The sequence below is a fragment of the Rubrivivax albus genome, assembly GCF_004016515.1.
Lineage (GTDB): Bacteria > Pseudomonadota > Gammaproteobacteria > Burkholderiales > Burkholderiaceae_C > Rubrivivax > Rubrivivax albus.
Genome location: NZ_SACT01000001.1, coordinates 633,914 through 651,352, shown reverse-complemented (window position 1 = coordinate 651,352; position 17,439 = coordinate 633,914). Strand labels below are relative to the sequence as shown.

Here is a 17,439-nt window from a genome sequence, read left to right as displayed (position 1 = left end):
GGCCCATGGCCCTGATCCCCTACGCGCTGACGCGCCCCTTCCTGTTCGGGCTGGACCCGGAACAGGCCCACGAACTGACGCTGGACGCGATCGCCCGGTTGCAGAACACGCCGCTGCAGTGCCTGTGGTCGCAGACCCGGGTCAGCGACCCGGTGACCGTGGCCGGGCTGCGCTTCCCCAACCGCGTGGGCCTGGCCGCCGGCCTGGACAAGAACGGCCGCTGCATCGACGGCCTGGGCGCGATGGGCTTCGGCTTCATCGAGGTGGGCACCGTCACGCCCAAGGCACAGCCGGGCAACCCCAAGCCACGCATGTTCCGCCTGCCGGCGCAGCACGCGCTGATCAACCGCCTGGGCTTCAACAACGAGGGTCTGGACGCCTTCCTGGCCAACGTGCGCCGCGCGCGCAGCTTCCGCGCCGCGGGCGGCCTGGTGGGGCTGAACATCGGCAAGAACGCCGCCACGCCGATCGAGCGCGCGGCCGACGACTACCTGGCTTGCCTGGACGGCGTGTACGCGCACGCCGACTACGTCACCGTCAACATCTCCAGCCCGAACACGAAGAACCTGCGCGCGCTGCAGTCCGACGAGGCACTGGACGCACTGCTGGGCGCACTGGTCGCGCGGCGCGAAGTGCTGGCCGACAAGTTCGGCCGCCGCGTGCCGATGTTCCTGAAGATCGCGCCCGACCTGGACGACACGCAGATCGCGCTGATCGCCGCCACGCTGCAGCGCCATGGCATCGACGGCGTGATCGCCACCAACACCACCATCGCGCGCGACGCGGTGACCGGCCTGCCGCATGCGGATGAAGCCGGCGGCCTGTCGGGCGCGCCGGTGCTCGAGCCCAGCAACCGCGTGATCCGCGCTCTGCGCACGGCGCTGGGGCCGGGCTTTCCGATCATCGGCGTCGGCGGCGTGCTCTCCGGCGCCGATGCGCAGTCCAAGATCGCTGCCGGGGCCGACCTGGTGCAGGTCTACACGGGGCTGATCTACCGCGGCTCTCCTCTGGTGCCCGAGGTGGCGCGGGCGCTGTCCAGCGCGAGATAGTCCACCGCCGCCGCGACACCGTCCCGGCCGATCGGGATGCGCAGCTGTTGCAGTGCCGCCTGCACGCCGCCCAGCGCCCCCAACACCATCGGCGCACTGAGGTCGCCCAGGTGCCCGATGCGGAACACGCGCCCGGCCAGCGGGCCCAGGCCGCCGGCGATGGACACGTCGAAGGCCTCGCGCGCGGTGCGGCGGATGGCGTCGGCGTCCACGCCCGGCGCGGTGGAGATGGCCGTCACCGACACCGAGCGCGCCGCCGGCACGCGGCAGAAGAAGTCCACCGCGCCGCCGTCTGCCCACGCCGCCACCGCCGCCTGCACCGCGCCGGCCAGCCGCCGGTGGCGGGCGAAGACGGCCTCCAGGCCTTCGGCGAACAGCAGGGCCAGGCCGGCTTCCATGCCGGCCATCAGCGTCAGCGGCGGCGTGCCGCAGAACTTCTGGTAGGGCATCTCGCCCACGCGCAGCACCCAGTCCCAGTAGAAGCGCGGCGTCGGGTTGGCCGCGGCCACCGCCATCGCCGCCGCGTTCACCAGTGTGAAGCCCACGCCCGGCGGCAGCATCAGGCCCTTCTGCGACGCGCCCACCAGCACGTCGATGCGCTGCGCGTCCATCGCCAGCGGCGCCGCGCCCAGCGAGGCCACCGCGTCCACCACCAGCAGCGCCGGATGGCCGGCGGCGTCCATCGCGGCGCGCACGGCGTCGATCGAGTGCGTCGTGCCGCTGGCGGTGTCGGTGTGCACCATGAAGACGGCGGCGATGCGGTGCCGGCCGCCGGACAGGTCGGCGCGCAGCGCGGCCTCGACGGCGTCGACGTCCATCGGTTCGCCTTCGGTCCACGGCGTGCGCACGACGCCACGGCCCAGGGCCTCGGTCTGGCGCGCCCAGCTCTCGCTGAAGTGCCCGGTGCCGGGCACCAGCGCCAGCGCATCGGGCGCCAGCAGGTTCTGCACCACGGCTTCCCAAGCGCCGTGGCCGTTGGCGATGAAGAAGATGGGCTGGGCGGCCGCCGTGCCGGCGAGCCGGCGCACGCCGGCTTCGCAGGCGGCCAGCGTGGCGGCCACGCGCGGGTCGGCCAGGTCCATGGGCTGGCGGGCCATGGCGGCGATCACCGCGTCGGGCAGGTGCGTGGGGCCTGGGGAGTGCAGGAAGCGCAGGCCAGGAAGGTGCTCGGTCATGGCGCGCATGCTACGGCGGCGACAATCGCCGTGTGCAACTCGCCCGACTGCTCTTCAGCCAAGGTTTCGGCGCCCGCCGCGAATGCGAGGGCCTGGTGCTGGCCGGCCGCGTGCGTGTCGGCGATGTGGTGGTCGACGACCCGTTCGCCGAGACCGACGCCACCGAGGTCGAGGTCGACGGCGTGCGCTGGCCGGTGCACGCCAAGGCGTTGCTGATGCTGCACAAGCCCGCGGGCTACGAATGCAGCCAGAAGCCGCGCCACCACCCCAGCGTGATGGGCCTGCTGCCGGCGCCGCTGCAGCGCCGTGGCGTGCAGCCGGTGGGGCGGCTGGACGCCGACACCACGGGCCTGCTGCTGCTGACCGACGACGGCGCGCTGATCCACCGCCTGACCTCGCCCAAGCACCACGTGCCCAAGGTCTACGAGGTGACGGCCAAGCATCCGGTGGACGCCGGGCAGCTGCAGGCGCTGCGCGACGGCGTGGTGCTCGACGACGACCCGGCACCGGTGCGCGCCGCGGCGGTGGAGGCCACTGGCGAACGCACGCTGCGCCTGGTGCTCACCGAGGGCAAGTACCACCAGGTCAAGCGCATGGTGGCCGCTGCGGGCAACCGCGTGGAGGCGCTGCACCGCAGCGCCTTCGGGCCGCTGACGCTGGGCGCGCTGGCGCCCGGTCACTGGGTCTGGCTGGACCCCGCGGTGTTCGCGGCGCCGGCCACGGCCTCGGGCGGCCAGCCGTCGACGCTGCCGATGTAGCGCCAGATCGCCTCGATCTGCGCCGGCCTGGCGATGCCTTCCCAGGTCGGCATCGCGCGCAGGCCCTTGTTGACGCTGTGCAGGAAGCGCGCCTTGTCGCCTGCCGGGAAACGCCACGGGGCGAAGGCGCCCGGGTCTGCGCTCAGGTCGACGGGGATAATCCCAGGGCATGAAGATCCTGCATGGCCCAGGCACCGCCCCGGGCCCTTGTGCCCTGACCATCGGCAGCTTCGACGGCGTGCACCGCGGCCACCAGGCCATGCTGGCGCTGCTGGCCAGCGAGGCGCGCCACCGCGGCCTGCCGCCGGCGGTGCTCACATTCGAACCGCACCCGCGCGACTTCTTTGCCGCACGCGCCGGCACGCCGGATGCCGCGCCCCGGCGCATCGGCACGCTGCGCGACAAGCTGGCCGAACTGGCCCGGTGCGGTGTCGCCCAGGTGATGGTGATGCGCTTCGACGCGGCGCTGGCGGCACTGAGCCCGCAGGCCTTCATCGACGAGGTGCTGTGCCGCCGGCTGGACGCGCGCTACGTGCTGGTGGGCGACGACTTCCGATTCGGTGCCCGCCGCGCCGGCGACTATGCGCTGCTGGACGCCGAGGGCGCGCGCCGCGGCTTCGACGTGGCGCGCATGCAGAGCTACGAGGTGCACGGGCTGCGCGTGTCCAGCTCGGCCGTGCGCGAGGCCCTGGCCGCCGGCGACATGGCGCGTGCGGCCGACCTGCTGGGCCGGCCCTACGCCCTCAGCGGCCGGGTGCTGCACGGCCGCAAGCTGGGACGCGAACTCGGCTTTCGCACGCTGAACCAGCGCTTCGGCCACCCGCGTCCGGCGGCGATGGGCATCTTCGTGTCGCAGGTGCGCGGGCTGGCCGCACACCCGCTGCCAGCGGTGTCCAGCCTGGGCGTTCGCCCAGCAGTGGAAGACGCCGGGCGTGTGCTGCTGGAGACCCATGTGCTCGACTGGCCATCGGGTCTCGCGAATGAGGCCGGCTACGGCCACTGCGTCACCGTGGACCTGCTGCACAAGCTGCACGACGAGCGGCCCTACCCGTCTCTGGACGCGCTGCAGGCCGGCATCGCCGCCGACGTGCAGGCGGCGCGCGACTGGTTCGCCGCGCGCCGCCCGATGCCCGGCTAGCCGCCGGCCGGCCCGAGGTCCAGCTGCCAGTTGATGCGGCGGGTGAACATGCCGGGCTCGATGTAGCCCCAGTCGATGATCTCGAGCACGATCAGGTTGTCACCGACCCGGCGCAGCGGGATCCAGCGGCGCAGGTAGTCCTGGCCGCCCGAGACCCGCACCAACTCCAGCGTGCCATCGCTCGCGAGCTGCCAGCGCTGGATGGCACTGCCGCTGGCTCTGCCGTCCGGGTTGAGCACGTAATTGGGATCCAGGCTGGAGAACTGCGGGTTGGCGCGCACGAAACCTTCGCTGCGCCAGCGGCGCGCCGCCGACTCGGCGGTGATGGCCAGCGCCGGATCCACGAACAGCAGCTCCTGCTCCATGCTGTAGGTCACGGGTTCGTTGGCGTCGGTCGGCACGCTCGCGGCCAGCCAGGACTCCAGGCCGGTCAGCGGGTCGCGCTCCAGACGCGTGTACTGGCGCGCTGGCAGGCCGTCGGCGCGCACGGTCACCCAGCCGTCCTCGAGCGACCAGGTCGCCGCCTGGCCTGAGATCTCGAACCGGCCCGTGCCGGGACCGGTGATGGTCAGGATGTCGTCGCGCGTCACACCGGACACGGCGGCGTCGGGTGCGGGCTGGGAGGTCACGCCGGCCAGCCGTGCCCCGACCACCAGTTCGTCGGCTGTCACGCCGGCGCGCCCGGCGAGGTCGAGCATCGTGGTCAGGAAGCCCGTGCTGCCGTCCGAGGCAGAGATCACCTCGCCGGCCTGCGGCCCGTCGACCCAGACGTGCTCGTAGGGGGTGCCGAGCAGGACCGGCAGCTTCACGGCACTGCCGCCATCGACCGCCCGCAGCCGGTAGCCCAGGGTCCGGAAGACCGAGGTGTGCTGCATGCAACTGCCGGTGACCGGGTCGTCCAGGCACATCACGCTGACCTGTTCCATCGGAACGTCGAGCGTGATCGCCAGGTCGGCCCCGGCGGCCGTCCATCGGGCGGCGTGACGCTGGTCTTCGGCGTGCACGACCGCCGTGCCGTCCGGCTGCATCTCCACCGTGAGGTCGTACGAGGAGATCGGGTTGCCGCCGTCGCTGTAGCTCAGCACGCGCGCCTCGGTGATCGCCCAGGGCTCGCCGGCCGGTGCCGGCACAGTGGCCAGCACGGCCCGTTCGGCGGCCGCATAGGCGTCGGCGTTGCCAGTGGCCTGCGCCCGGACGAAGGCCTGGGTGGCCGCGGCATCGAGCAGCAGCGCGAAGCTGTCGGACGCGCCCGCCGGCGGCGCCACGCCACCGTCGGCGATGAGGTTCACCGCGATGGCCAGCGCCTGGAGATCCTGCGCCCGGACGGCGCCGTCGCTCGCCGCCATGTCCTCGGCACTGGCCGGCAGGTTGCCACCCAGCGCACGCGCACGCAGCGCCGCTTCCGCGCTGGTCCAGTGCGTGGCATCCAGCGCCGGCAAGGCTGCGGCGTCGACGTCACCGCTGTCCGTGCCGGCCTGCGCCGCCACGCCGGCGAGCGCGCCGACCACGCTGACGAGGCGCACGCGGCCGTCCGGGCTGGTGCCCGCGACCTGCACCCAGGCCGCCGGGTCGGCGCTGGCCACCTCTACGACGTAGCGCCCCTGGTCGTCAGCCGTGACCTCGACGGTCTGGTCGCCGACCTGCACCGTCACGGCGGCGCCGGCGATGGGCGCGTCGGTGATCGTGCCGCTGAGCGTCAGCCGTGCCTGCACGGTGAAGGTCGCGGTGGCCATCGCGGTGGCACCGCCGGCCTCGGCCTGGACGGTGTAACGCACGCTCTCGGTGCCGAACCAGCCGTCGGCGGGCGTGTAGCGCAGCTGGCCGTTCTCGATCACGGCCGTGCCGTTGGCCGGCGGGTCGACGGCCGTCAGGCTCAGCGCGCCACGGGTGGCGCTGTCGTTGGCCAGCACGTCGACCAGCGCGCTGCTGCGCCAGTCGAGCGTGGCCGCGTCGTCGGCGGCGGTGACGGTGGCGTCCGGGCGGTCGTTGCCGCCGCAGGCGACCAGCGCAATCGCCAGCCAGGCCGGCACTGCCGCGCGCGCCAGCCGAAGTCGGTGACGGTGATGCATGCGTGTCCTCCATGACCCCGCGATCCAGCTGCCGCGGGCCCGGTGACTGTGGTCCTGACGGACCGCGCGGGCATCACCTCAAGGAGCGATGCATCTGGGGCTCGACCGGGAACTGCCACCTGCGGCGAATCTCAGAACCGCCAGACCAGCCCCGCGCCCAGCGACCAGCCCAGCCTCTGCTGCACCAGCGGGCTCTTCGCGGCGGCGCCGATCTCCCACGAGGCATGGGCGCCGACGTAGCTGTCCCAGTGCTTGCCGAGTTCGTGGCGCAGGGTCAGCCCCGCCGCCACGTCGCGCAGGCCGTTGCCCGGGGTGTAGACGGGGTAACCACTGCGCTGCGACTGGGCCGGCGTCACGCCGTACCACGACTGCATGTAGGTGTCGCTGCCGAAGCTCAGGCCGGCGCCGAACTGCAGGCGCGTTTCGGCGCCCAGCGTCCAGCTGCGCGCGGCACCGAGTTCGCCCAGCGAGCCGCCGCCATGGCCCAGCACGTCGGTGCTCACGGCCAGCGAGTACCGCCAGGGCCCCTCGGGCAGCCATTGCAGGCGCAAGCGGGCGAGCACGGTGCCGTCGATGTCACCCATGCCGGCCAGTGCATCGCTGTCGGCCTCCTGGCGCCCATTGGTCCAGCGCCCGCTGAGGCTGAGCCGCCAGGTCTTGCGCTCCACCAGCTCGGCCGCGATGCCACGCTCGACGTCGTCCTCGCGGCGGGTGGTGAAACCACCGGCCCCGGAGATCGTGATCCGGCCGTAGCGCAGGAACCCCGCCGGACGGACTCGCCAGGCCGAGCGCTCGGCGCCGCTGTATTCCGGTCCGTACGACGAGATCAGCCCGATCGCGCCCTCGAAGCGCGGCGGTCTGGCATCACCGGCGGTGGGTTCGGCGGCATGGGCCAGGCCCCCGGTCAGCAGCAGGATCGGCAGGGCTCGCAGGCAGAGGGACATCAGCAGGGATTCAACGGAAGTGGCGTCGCTAGAATCGCCGCATGGCGACGAACGGAACCGCACCCCCCATCGCCCGCGGACATTCGGCCACGCGGCGCCAGACGACGCGCGACCGAATTATTCGCAGCGCCGTCTGAAGGACGGCTGAAGCCTGCGCACCGTTCGCCGCGCACCCCTGCGGATGCCCGCGGCGGCGACGTCCCGATCGATCTGCCGCCCGTGCGGCCCGACGCCATGAACGCCCCCACCGAAAAGCCCTCGCCCGAGTACCGACAGACCCTGAACCTGCCCGACACGCCGTTCCCGATGCGCGGCGACCTGGCCAAGCGTGAACCCGCCTGGTTGCAGCAGTGGCAGGACGATGGCCTCTACAAGCGCCTGCGCGACGCCCGCCGCGGCGCGCCGCTGTTCGTGCTGCACGACGGCCCGCCGTATGCCAACGGCGCCATCCACATGGGCCACGCGGTCAACAAGGTCCTCAAGGACATGATCGTCAAGGCGCGCCAGCTGGCCGGCTTCGACGCCCAGTACGTGCCGGGCTGGGACTGCCATGGCCTGCCGATCGAGAACGCGATCGAGAAGGCGCACGGCCGCGGCCTGAGCCGCGACGAGATGCAGGCCAAGAGCCGCGCCTACGCCACCGAGCAGATCGCGCTGCAGATGAAGGACTTCCAGCGCCTGGGCGTGCTGGGCGACTGGGCGCACCGCTACGCCACGATGGACCCGGCCAACGAGGCCGGCGAGATCCGCGCCTTCAAGCGCGTGATCGAGCGCGGCTTCGTCTACCGCGGCCTCAAGCCGGTGTACTGGTGCTTCGACTGCGGCAGCTCGCTGGCGGAATTCGAGATCGAGTACGCCGACAAGAAGAGCCAGACGCTGGATGTGGCCTTCCTGTGCGCCGAGCCGGACAAGCTGGCCGCGGCCTTCGGCCTGCCGGAGATCGTCGGCGAAGCCTTCGCGGTGATCTGGACCACCACCGCCTGGACCATCCCGGCCAACCAGGCGCTGAACCTGAACCCGCAGATCGAGTACGCGCTGGTGCACACCGAGCGCGGGCAGCTGATCCTCGCCGCCTCGCTGGTGGAGGCCTGCCTCAAACGCTACGGCCTGACGGGCCACGTGGTGGCCACGACACCGGGCGAGAAGCTCGGCGGCATCCACTTCCGCCACCCGCTGGCCCACGTGCATGCCGGCTATGACCGCCTGAGCCCGGTCTACCTGGCCGACTACGCCACCGCCGACGACGGCACGGGCATCGTGCATTCGTCGCCGGCCTACGGCCTGGACGACTTCAACAGCTGTGTCGCGCATGGCCTGGCCTACGACGACATCCTGAACCCTGTGCAGGGCCACGGCCGCTATGCCGAGGACTTCCCGCTCTTCGGCGGCCTGAACATCTGGAAGGCCGTGCCGCAGATCATCGACACGCTGCGCGACGCCGGCCGGCTGATGGCCACCGAGGCCATCACGCACAGCTACCCGCACTGCTGGCGCCACAAGAGCCCGGTGATTTACCGCGCCGCGGCGCAGTGGTTCGTGCGCATGGACGAAGGCGAGGGTGTCTTCACCACCGACAAGGCCCCGAAGACCCTGCGCCAGATGGCGCTGGAGGCCATCGACCACACCGGCTTCTATCCGGAGAACGGGCGCGCCCGCCTGCGCGACATGATCGCCAACCGGCCCGACTGGTGCATCAGCCGCCAGCGCAGCTGGGGCGTGCCGTTGCCCTTCTTCCTGCACAAGGACACGGGGGAACTGCACCCACGCACGATGCAGATCCTGGACCAGGCGGCCGACATCGTCGAGGCCGGCGGCATCGAGGCCTGGAGCCGTGTCACCACCGAGGAGATACTCGGCGCCGAGGACGCGCCGCACTACACCAAGAGCAGCGACATCCTGGAGGTCTGGTTCGACAGCGGCAGCACCTTCTGGCACGTGTTGCGCGGCCAGCACCCCGAGGGCTGGCACCGCGAGGGCCCGGAGGCCGACCTCTACCTGGAGGGCCACGACCAGCACCGCGGCTGGTTCCACAGCTCGCTGCTGCTGGCCTGTGCGCTGTACGGCCGCGCACCCTACCGCGGCCTGCTGACCCACGGCTTCACGGTGGACAGCCAGGGCCGCAAGATGAGCAAGAGCCTGGGCAACGGCATCGAGCCGCAGAAGGTGAGTTCGACGCTGGGCGCGGAGATCATCCGCCTGTGGGTGGCCGCCAGCGACTACAGTGGCGACATCGCCGGCGACGACAAGATCCTCGCCCGTGTGGTGGACGCCTACCGACGCATCCGCAACACGCTGCGCTTCCTTCTCGCCAACACGTCCGACTTCGACCCGAAGACCGACGCCGTGCCGGCCGACCAGTTGTTCGAGATCGACCGCTGGGCGCTGGCGCGCAGCGCCGAGTTCCAGGCCGAGATCCTCAAGCACTACGAGGTCTACGAGTTCCACCCGGTGGTGGCCAAGCTGCAGGTCTTCTGCAGCGAGGACCTGGGCGCCTTCTACCTGGACGTGCTGAAGGACCGGCTCTACACGTCGGCGCCGAAGAGCCTGGCCCGCCGCAGCGCGCAGACGGCGCTGTGGCAGATCACTCAGGCCATGCTGCGCTGGATGGCGCCGTTCCTCAGCTTCACGGCGGAAGAGGCCTGGAAGCTGGTGGGCCACACTGAATCGATCTTCACCGAGACCTACTGGAATTTCGACGGCGAAGACGTGGCGCTGCTGCCCAAGTGGGCCCGCCTGCGCGAGATCCGCGAGCTGGCCAACAAGGAGATCGAGGCCGTGCGCGGCACCGGCGCGGTGGGGTCGTCGCTGCAGGCTACGCTGGCCATCGGCGCGCCGCCGGAGGACCTGGCCCTGCTGCAGTCGCTGGGCGAGGACCTGAAGTTCGTCTTCATCGTCAGCGCGCTGTCGGTGTCGTCCGCGGAAGCCTTGTCGGTCACGGTGACGCCATCCACCGCCACCAAGTGCGAGCGCTGCTGGCACTGGCGCGACGACGTCGGCCACGACGCCGCACACCCGGGTCTGTGCCGCCGCTGCACCGACAACCTGCACGGCGCCGGCGAAGCGCGCGTGCACGCCTGATGGCAAGGACGAGCCTGATGCACCGCCGCGGCCCCAGCCTGGCGCTCTGGCTGGGGTTGGCGGTGTTCGTCATCGTCGCCGACCAGGTCACGAAGACGCTGATCGTCAATGCCTTCCAGCTCGGCGACAGCGTCACGATCACGTCCTTCTTCAACCTCGTGCGCGCGCACAACCCGGGCGCGGCCTTCAGCTTCCTGGCCGGCGCCGGGGGCTGGCAGCGCTGGTTCTTCGTCGGCATCGGCGTGGTGGCCTCGGTCTTCATCGTCTGGATGCTGCGGCGGCATGGCGACCAGCGGCTGTTCTGCTTTGCGCTGACGATGATCCTGGGCGGCGCGGTGGGCAACGTGGTCGACCGCCTGATCCACGGCTACGTGGTGGACTTCCTGCAGTTCCGCTTCGCGATCCTCGAGCCGCTGTTCCACGGCGGCTACTTCCCCAGCTTCAACATCGCCGACAGCGCGATCACGCTGGGTGCGATCTGCCTGATCCTCGACGAGTTGCTGCGCGTGCGGCGGTCGCGCGTCGCCTGAGGCGTTGAGCGTGGACAGCCTCTCCCTGCAAGACCTCGGCCGCATGCAGGAGATCGCCGGGGTGCTGATGCGCCACGGTCTGGGCGAGGCCGTGCGCCGGCTGGGCATGGTGGACGCGCTGGAACGTGCCGGCCACGTGCTCAAGCGCGAGAACGCGGCCGAACTGGCACGGCTGTCGCCGCCGGAGCAGGTGCGCCGCGCCTTCGAGGAACTCGGCCCCACCTTCGTCAAGCTCGGCCAGGTGCTGGCCGGCCGCGGCGACCTGCTCGACGCCGACTGGCTGCGCGAACTCAGCAAGCTGCACAGCAAGGTGCCGCCGGTACCGATGGAGACGCTGCGGCCGCAGCTGCGCGAGGACCTCGGCGGCGAGCCGGAGACGGTGTTCGCGTGGTTCGACACCGAACCGCTGGCCGCGGCATCGATCGCCCAGGTGCACCGGGCGAGGCTGCACGACGGCACCGAAGTCATCGTCAAGGTGCGCCGGCCCGGCATCGAGGCGGTCATCGAGTCCGACCTGCGCCTGCTGCAGCGCCTGGCCGGCGTGGCCGAGCGCCAGTGGCCGGCCCTGGTGCCCTATGGCCCGCAGCAGCTGGTGCGCGAGTTCGCCCGCTCGCTGCGCCGCGAGCTCGACCTGGCCGCCGAGTGCCGCAGCGCCGAGCGTGTGGCCGGCAACCTGGCACCGCTGGGATTCGTCGACATCCCGCGCGTGCACTGGGCCTTCACAGGCGCGCGCGTGAACGTGCAGGACCGGGTGGACGGCCTGCCCGGCGAGGACCTGGCCGCCGTCGACGCTGCGGGCCTGGACCGCAAGGTGCTGGCCCAACGCGGCGCGCAGGCGGTGCTGAAGATGATCGTCGAGGACGGCTACTTCCACGCCGACCCGCACCCCGGCAACGTCTTCTACCTGCCGGGCAACCGGCTGGCCTTCATCGACTTCGGAATGGTCGGCCGCCTGCCGCCGCGCCGGCGCGAGGAACTGCTGGACCTGCTGCTGGGCCTGGTGCAGCGCGACCCGCCCGCGGTGGCCGAGGTGCTGCTGGACTGGACCGGTGACACGCGCGGTGTGGATCTGGCCGAACTGGAGTCGGCCATCGAGGCCTTCGTCGACCAGTACCACGGCACGCCGCTGTCACAGCTGAACCTGGGCCGCATGCTCACCGAGGTGACCGACGTGCTGCGCGAGCAGTCGCTGACCCTACCGGGCGATCTGGCGCTGCTGATCAAGGCCTTCGTCTCGCTGGAGAGCATGGGCCGAGGCCTGGACCCGGACTTCCACGTGGCGCAGGAGGCGCTGCCGCTGCTGCAGCGCGTGCTGCGTGCACGCTACAAGCCCAAGGCGCTGGGCCAGCGGGCCTGGCAGGCGGCGCTGAAGCTGGCGTCCACCGCCGAGAAGCTGCCGCACGACGTCTCGCGCCTGCTGCGCCGCGCCCGCCATGGCCAGCTGCGCGTGGGGCTGGAACTGGCGCACCTGCAGCGCGTGGGCGACCAGCTCGACCGTGCGGCCACGCGGCTGTCGATGGCCATCGTCATCGCCGCGCTGATCATCGGCTCGTCCATCGTGATGACGGTGGGTGGCGGGCCCACGCTTTTCGGCCTGCCGGCCTTCGGTTTCCTGGGCTTCGTCGGCGCGGCCGGTGGCGCGATCTGGCTGGTGCGGTCGATCCGGCGTGAGAAGCGGCACGACGACTGATCCCCGGGGCGGGCCCGATACCCGCCGGCGCATGGCCGGGCTACAACCCTGGCATGAACGCGACGCCGACGGAACCCGAGCACAGCCCAGCGCCAACGGGCGAGCCTGCGCCTGCGCCGACGGCGTTCGACATTGCGCTGCGGCCGCTGAGCTTCCGCGACCCGCTGCGCTGGCTGGCGGCAGGCACGCGCGACTTCGCCCACGCCCCGGCCATCGGCCTGTTCTACGGCGCCTGCTTCGTCGTCATGGGCTGGGCGCTGTTGAAGATGTACGAGCAGGCACCTGCCTACGTGATGGCGCTGTCGGCCGGCTTCCTGCTGATGGGCCCCTTCCTGTGCCTGGGTCTCTACCGCACCAGCCAGCGGCTGGAGGCCGGCGAGAAGCCCGACTTCGGCGATTCGCTCCTGGCCTGGGACGCGCGCACCGGCACGCTGGCCATCTTCGGCTTCGTGCTGCTGGTGCTGGAGATGCTGTGGGGCCGGGCCACGCTGGTCATCTTCGCCGTCAGCTTCGACGGCATGCCGGACCTGAAGGGTTCGCTGCTGGCCCTGCTGGACCCGGAGAACATCGGCTTCATCACCGCCTGGCTGGGCGTGGGTGCCGTCTTCGCCGGGCTGATCTACGCCGTCAGCGTGGTCTCGATCCCGATGATCCTGCACCGGCAGACCGACGCCATCACCGCCGGCCTGACCAGCCTGCGCCTGGTGCTCACGCAGACCGGCGTCATGCTGTGGTGGGCGTTCCTGATCGCCCTCTTCGTCGGCCTGGCCATGCTGCCGTGGTTCGCGGGGCTGTTGGTGGTGGGGCCGGTGATCGGTCACGCCAGCTGGCATGCGTACCGCGCCGCGGTGGCCTAAACTAGCACCGTCCGCCGCGTTCGCGCGGGTCTTATATTTCCTTGAACCGATGCTCATTGAGCCAGGGCTTGGAACATCGTGAAGCTGGTGTGATCGTCTCGCGTCAGATGAACCCGAAGCCTCGCTGACCTCGCCCACCTGAACTTCCCTGAGGGTTCAGGAGTGCGGGCCCAAGGTGCGCGGCGGACACCTTTCCCTCCCCTGCCGGTCCTTCCATCCGATGGCCTTCTGGCTGATGAAGAGCGAGCCCGACGAGGCCTCGATCGACGACCTCGTGCGCCTGGGCCGCCTGCCGTGGACCGGCGTGCGCAACTACCAGGCACGCAACTTCATGCGTGACGCCATGCAACTCGGCGACGGCGTCCTCTTCTACCACTCGTCCTGCCCGCAGCCGGGGGTGGCCGGCCTGGCCGAGATCGCGTCCGGCACGGTGCCCGACGAAACACAATTCGACCCGGCGAGCCCGTACTTCGACCCCAAGTCCAGCCGCGACGCCCCGCGCTGGCTGCAGCTGGACGTGTCGCTGGTGAGGAAGACCCGGCTGCTGCCGCTGGCCGAGATGCGCACTGCGCCGGAACTGGCCACGATGCAGGTGCTACAGCGGGGCAACCGGCTGTCGATCACGCCGGTCACGGCGGCCGAATGGCGCGCCGTGCTGAAGCGGCTGGACCGGGCTTCGGCGTGATCGACGCGCCCCTGGTCTCCGGCATCGGCCCGCTGCTGATCGTCGAACTGCTGACGCTGGGCCTGGGCGCCGGCTTCCTGGCCGGGCTGCTGGGCATCGGCGGCGGCATGCTGCTGGTGCCCTTCCTGACGCTGATTATTGCCGCGCGGGGCGTGCCACCGGCGCTGGCGGTGAAGATGGCCATCGCCACGTCGATGGCCACGATCCTGTTCACGTCGCTGTCCAGCCTGCGCGCCCACCACCGCCATGGCGCGGTGCGCTGGCCGTTGGTGCGCGGGCTGGCGCCGGGCATCGTGCTCGGCGGGCTAATGTCGGGTGCCGGTGTCTTCGCCCTGCTCAAGGGCCAGGGGCTGGCCGTGGTGTTCGCCGTCTTCGTCGGCTTCTCGGCCCTGCAGATGCTGCGCGACCGCAAGCCGGCGCCGCACCGCCAGATGCCGGGCTGGGCCGGGCAGATGGGGGCCGGCGGCACCATCGGCCTGGTGTCCGGGCTGGTGGGCGCCGGCGGGGCCTTTATGTCGGTGCCCTTCATGCTCTGGTGCAACGTGCCGCTGCGCCACGCGGTGGGCACCAGTGCCGCGCTGGGCTTCCCGATCGCGCTGTCGGCCACCGCCGGCTACGTGATCGGCGGCTGGTCGCTGCCGCCGGCCCTGCCCGGCGCCGTGGGCTACCTGTACCTGCCGGCGCTGTTCACCATCGCGGCGGCCAGCGTGCTGATGGCGCCGCTGGGCGCGCGCACCGCACACCGCATCGACGTGCAGTCGCTGCGCCGGCTGTTCGCGCTGCTGTTGATGGCGCTGGCCGCGACGATGCTCTGGCGCGTGTTCGCTTGACGATAAAGAGGGTGAGCGGACATACCGCTCGCCCTCCTGGCTCAGGGCTCGAAGCGGATCGCCGCCAGCGTGACGTGGTTGCCGCCGCGCCGGCGCGCTTCGGCCAACGCCGCCTCGCTGGCGGACACCAGATCGTCCTGCGTGTGGGCCGTGTGCGGGAAGCTGGCCACCCCCATCGACGTAGTGAAGCCGAGTTCCTGGCCGTCGTGCACGACGATCTGCGTGGCGCACTGGCGGCGCAGGCCTTCCATGCGGGAATGTGCGGTTGCCAGGCCGACGCCAGACAGCAGCACCGCGAAGCGGTCCTCGTCGTAGCGGCAGGAGGCATCCATGGCCCGCGTGTTGCCGCGCAGCAGGCGCCCCAGCGCTTCCAGCACCCGCACACGCGCCGCTTCGCCCAGCGCCGCACCAGGCCCCGAGAGCGGGTCGACCGCCACGAAGACCAGCGCGAACTCGCGGTGCTCGCGGGTGGACAGGTCCACCTCGCGGCGCAGCTGTTCCTCGAAGTGGCTGCGGGTGTAGAGGCCGGAAGCGGCATCGCGCAGCCCCTGGTCCTTCAGTTCGAGACGCAGGCTCTCGTTGGCCCGTTGCAGCTGTTCGATCTGGTCGAGCGCCTGGCGCAACTGCTGTTCCTGCCGTCGCTGCGGCGTGAGATCGATCCAGATGCTGGCCAACACGGCATGCCCGCCCTGGCGACCGGCCAGCCGAAGGACCAGGAAGTCCCGGCGAGTGCCAGCGGTCTCGATGCGATGCTCACTGGCCAGCACGCCGTCACGCGCCAGGGCCGCCTGGTCGGCCGCCCGCAGGGCCACCACCATGCCGGCGTCGCACCAATCGGCATCAAGGCCCCCCACCAAAGGCTGGCCATCCGGCCGCAGGACGCGGGCGAGTGCGGCATCGGCCTCGAGGATCCGCCCCGACGCGGCATCCTTCACCACGACATGCCCGCCCTGTCGCTCACCCGCCATGGCCCACAGCCGTGCCAGCAGGGGCGACGGCTTCAGGGTGTCGGCGTCTTGAAGCGGAAGGGTGGACATGGATGGGTACTGATCTGTCGTGGCCGGACCTGCCGGCGCCGGGCCATCTTGGTTCGCGACGTTCGGCAGATCAACCCTGCAGGCACCTTGCCCTGCCGGAATCCCCTAGTTCGTCGTCAATCCGATCCTAAACCGGGTACCGCACGGGCGAGACGCGATGGACCCGGGAATTGCGGCCGGGGTCACCCCCTGTTCCATCGATCGACGAGCAGGCACGAGCTCACCGGCGCGGACCCGTGCCGGTCCGATCGGGCCTGGCCAGCGGTCCGCACCGGGGACCGCTGGCCGGTTTTGCGGACCAGGTTTGCCAACCGGCGCGTCATCGGTATAGAATCGTGGACTTTTCCAGCGCCAGAGTACCGTTTAGCGTACCGCCGTCACTGCATGACCACCATCCGCGTCAAAGAGAACGAACCCTTCGATGTCGCCCTGCGCCGCTTCAAGCGCACGATCGAGAAGATGGGTCTGCTGACCGAATTGCGCGCTCGCGAGTTCTACGAGAAGCCCACGTCCGAGCGCAAGCGCAAGAAGGCGGCAGCGGTGAAGCGCCACTACAAGCGTGTGCGCAGCATGCAGCTGCCCAAGAAGCTGTACTGATCACCGCCACTCCGGTGCTCCCGACCCGGGAGCATCAGGCTGCAGCGTGGCCCGCACGGATGTCCGGCGCGGGCCTTTGTCATTCTGCCGGGCATGACCCTGGCGTCTCGGTCCCATCCACCATGAGCCTGAAACTGCGCATCCAGGACGACATGAAGGCCGCGATGCGCGCCCGCGACAGCGAGCGCCTGGCCACGATCCGCATGCTGCTCGCGGCGCTGAAGCAACGTGAGGTGGACGAGCGCATCGAGCTCGACGACACGGCCGTGGTGGGGGTGGTGGACAAGCTGATCAAGCAGCGCAAGGACTCGATCGCCGCCTTCCGCCAGGGTGGCCGCGACGACCTGGCCGACAAGGAAGCCGCCGAGATCACCGTGCTCGAGGTCTACCTGCCCCAGCGCCTGTCGGCCGAGCAGATCGCCGCGGAGATCCAGGCGCTGGTGGCCGAACTCGGCGCCTCGGGTCCTGGCGACATGGGGCGCGTGATGGCCGCCGCCAAGTCGCGCCTCGCGGGGCAGGCGGAGATGGCGCTGGTGTCGGCGGCGGTCAAGCAAGCGCTGGCGAAGTAGCCCGCGCGGAGATTTCGAACATGCATACCCTGCCCATCCGCCCGGTGGCCGACGATGTGTTCGTGGCACCCCAGCTTAGCGCTGCAGACATGACCGCCGTGGCCCAGGCGGGCTTCCGCAGCGTGATCAACAACCGCCCCGACTTCGAGGGCGGTGCGGACCAGCCCACGCACGCCGCCATCGCCGCGGCCGCCGAAGCGGCGGGCCTGGTCTACCGATTCCTGCCCGTCAACGGCGCCTACCAGTCGCCCCAGGAGATCGCCGCCTTCGGCGAGCTGCTGCGCGAACTGCCGCGGCCGGTGCTGGCCTTCTGCCGTTCCGGCGCACGCAGCACGCGCCTCTACATGGCGGCCACCGCCACCTGAGACGGCTGGCGCGCGCGGCGCCACGGCGCGCGGAACTACGTACGGGTAACGCCCCCGTCGAACGTCGT

Annotated in this window: 16 protein-coding genes; 12 read left to right on the top strand and 4 right to left on the bottom strand. The window is 71.2% G+C overall.

Going from position 1 to position 17,439, the window contains the following annotated elements; all coding sequences use genetic code 11:
* Positions 1 to 5 precede the first annotated feature (5 nt).
* Positions 6 to 1,049, top strand: a complete 1,044-nt coding sequence (locus ENE75_RS02965; RefSeq protein WP_128195456.1) for a quinone-dependent dihydroorotate dehydrogenase — start codon at positions 6 to 8, stop codon at positions 1,047 to 1,049.
* On the opposite strand, the gene ENE75_RS02960 is transcribed toward ENE75_RS02965, so the two are convergent.
* Positions 992 to 2,224, bottom strand: a complete 1,233-nt coding sequence (locus ENE75_RS02960) for a pyridoxal-phosphate-dependent aminotransferase family protein (protein WP_158288844.1) — start codon at positions 2,222 to 2,224, stop codon at positions 992 to 994. The genes ENE75_RS02965 and ENE75_RS02960 overlap by 58 nt on opposite strands.
* A 32-nt stretch (positions 2,225 to 2,256) precedes the next feature.
* On the opposite strand from ENE75_RS02960, the gene ENE75_RS02955 reads away from it, so the two are divergent.
* A complete protein-coding gene (locus ENE75_RS02955; RefSeq protein ID WP_128195452.1) occupies positions 2,257 to 2,982 on the top strand; it encodes a pseudouridine synthase in 726 nt (241 codons plus the stop codon).
* 169 nt (positions 2,983 to 3,151) lie between these two features.
* The gene (locus ENE75_RS02950; protein WP_128195450.1) at positions 3,152 to 4,120 is read left to right on the top strand and encodes a bifunctional riboflavin kinase/FAD synthetase; all 969 of its coding nucleotides are present in this window, start codon (positions 3,152 to 3,154) and stop codon (positions 4,118 to 4,120) included.
* Here the strand turns inward: ENE75_RS02950 and ENE75_RS02945 are convergent.
* Positions 4,117 to 6,189: an Ig-like domain-containing protein gene (locus ENE75_RS02945; RefSeq protein WP_128195448.1), complete on the bottom strand. Its 2,073-nt coding sequence runs from the start codon at positions 6,187 to 6,189 to the stop codon at positions 4,117 to 4,119. The genes ENE75_RS02950 and ENE75_RS02945 overlap by 4 nt on opposite strands.
* 131 nt (positions 6,190 to 6,320) lie before the next feature.
* Positions 6,321 to 7,133: a MipA/OmpV family protein gene (locus ENE75_RS02940; protein WP_128195446.1), complete on the bottom strand. Its 813-nt coding sequence runs from the start codon at positions 7,131 to 7,133 to the stop codon at positions 6,321 to 6,323.
* A 234-nt stretch (positions 7,134 to 7,367) separates the two neighbouring features.
* On the opposite strand from ENE75_RS02940, the gene ileS reads away from it, so the two are divergent.
* From ileS to ENE75_RS02910, 6 genes are all read left to right on the top strand, one after another.
* The gene (ileS, locus tag ENE75_RS02935; RefSeq protein WP_128195444.1) at positions 7,368 to 10,211 is read left to right on the top strand and encodes an isoleucine--tRNA ligase; all 2,844 of its coding nucleotides are present in this window, start codon (positions 7,368 to 7,370) and stop codon (positions 10,209 to 10,211) included.
* On the top strand, positions 10,211 to 10,741 hold the full coding sequence (gene lspA / locus ENE75_RS02930; protein ID WP_128195442.1) for a signal peptidase II: 531 nt from the start codon (positions 10,211 to 10,213) through the stop codon (positions 10,739 to 10,741). Before ileS ends, lspA begins: the two co-directional genes overlap by 1 nt.
* Before the next feature lie 4 nt (positions 10,742 to 10,745).
* A complete protein-coding gene (locus ENE75_RS02925) occupies positions 10,746 to 12,431 on the top strand; it encodes an ABC1 kinase family protein (protein ID WP_128195440.1) in 1,686 nt (561 codons plus the stop codon).
* A 53-nt stretch (positions 12,432 to 12,484) separates the two neighbouring features.
* Positions 12,485 to 13,288, top strand: coding sequence for a DUF2189 domain-containing protein (locus tag ENE75_RS02920; RefSeq protein ID WP_128195438.1), 804 nt, complete (start codon positions 12,485 to 12,487; stop codon positions 13,286 to 13,288).
* Positions 13,289 to 13,508: 220 nt separating this feature from the next.
* On the top strand, positions 13,509 to 13,973 hold the full coding sequence (locus ENE75_RS02915; protein ID WP_128195436.1) for an EVE domain-containing protein: 465 nt from the start codon (positions 13,509 to 13,511) through the stop codon (positions 13,971 to 13,973).
* Entirely contained in the window at positions 13,970 to 14,803 is an 834-nt protein-coding gene (locus ENE75_RS02910; protein WP_233258891.1) for a sulfite exporter TauE/SafE family protein, read from the top strand. The genes ENE75_RS02915 and ENE75_RS02910 overlap by 4 nt, the downstream gene beginning before the upstream one ends.
* Before the next feature lie 41 nt (positions 14,804 to 14,844).
* On the opposite strand, the gene ENE75_RS02905 is transcribed toward ENE75_RS02910, so the two are convergent.
* Positions 14,845 to 15,840, bottom strand: a complete 996-nt coding sequence (locus ENE75_RS02905; protein ID WP_128195432.1) for a GGDEF domain-containing protein — start codon at positions 15,838 to 15,840, stop codon at positions 14,845 to 14,847.
* Positions 15,841 to 16,224: 384 nt separating this feature from the next.
* On the opposite strand from ENE75_RS02905, the gene rpsU reads away from it, so the two are divergent.
* The 3 genes from rpsU to ENE75_RS02890 all read left to right on the top strand — a co-directional run bounded on the left by rpsU (position 16,225) and on the right by ENE75_RS02890 (position 17,371).
* Positions 16,225 to 16,437, top strand: a complete 213-nt coding sequence (gene rpsU / locus ENE75_RS02900) for a 30S ribosomal protein S21 (RefSeq protein ID WP_128195430.1) — start codon at positions 16,225 to 16,227, stop codon at positions 16,435 to 16,437.
* Between the two features lie 122 nt (positions 16,438 to 16,559).
* Entirely contained in the window at positions 16,560 to 17,006 is a 447-nt protein-coding gene (locus ENE75_RS02895) for a GatB/YqeY domain-containing protein (RefSeq protein ID WP_128195428.1), read from the top strand.
* A 20-nt stretch (positions 17,007 to 17,026) separates the two neighbouring features.
* A complete protein-coding gene (locus tag ENE75_RS02890; protein ID WP_128195426.1) occupies positions 17,027 to 17,371 on the top strand; it encodes a protein tyrosine phosphatase family protein in 345 nt (114 codons plus the stop codon).
* The last annotated feature ends 68 nt before the right edge of the window (positions 17,372 to 17,439 follow it).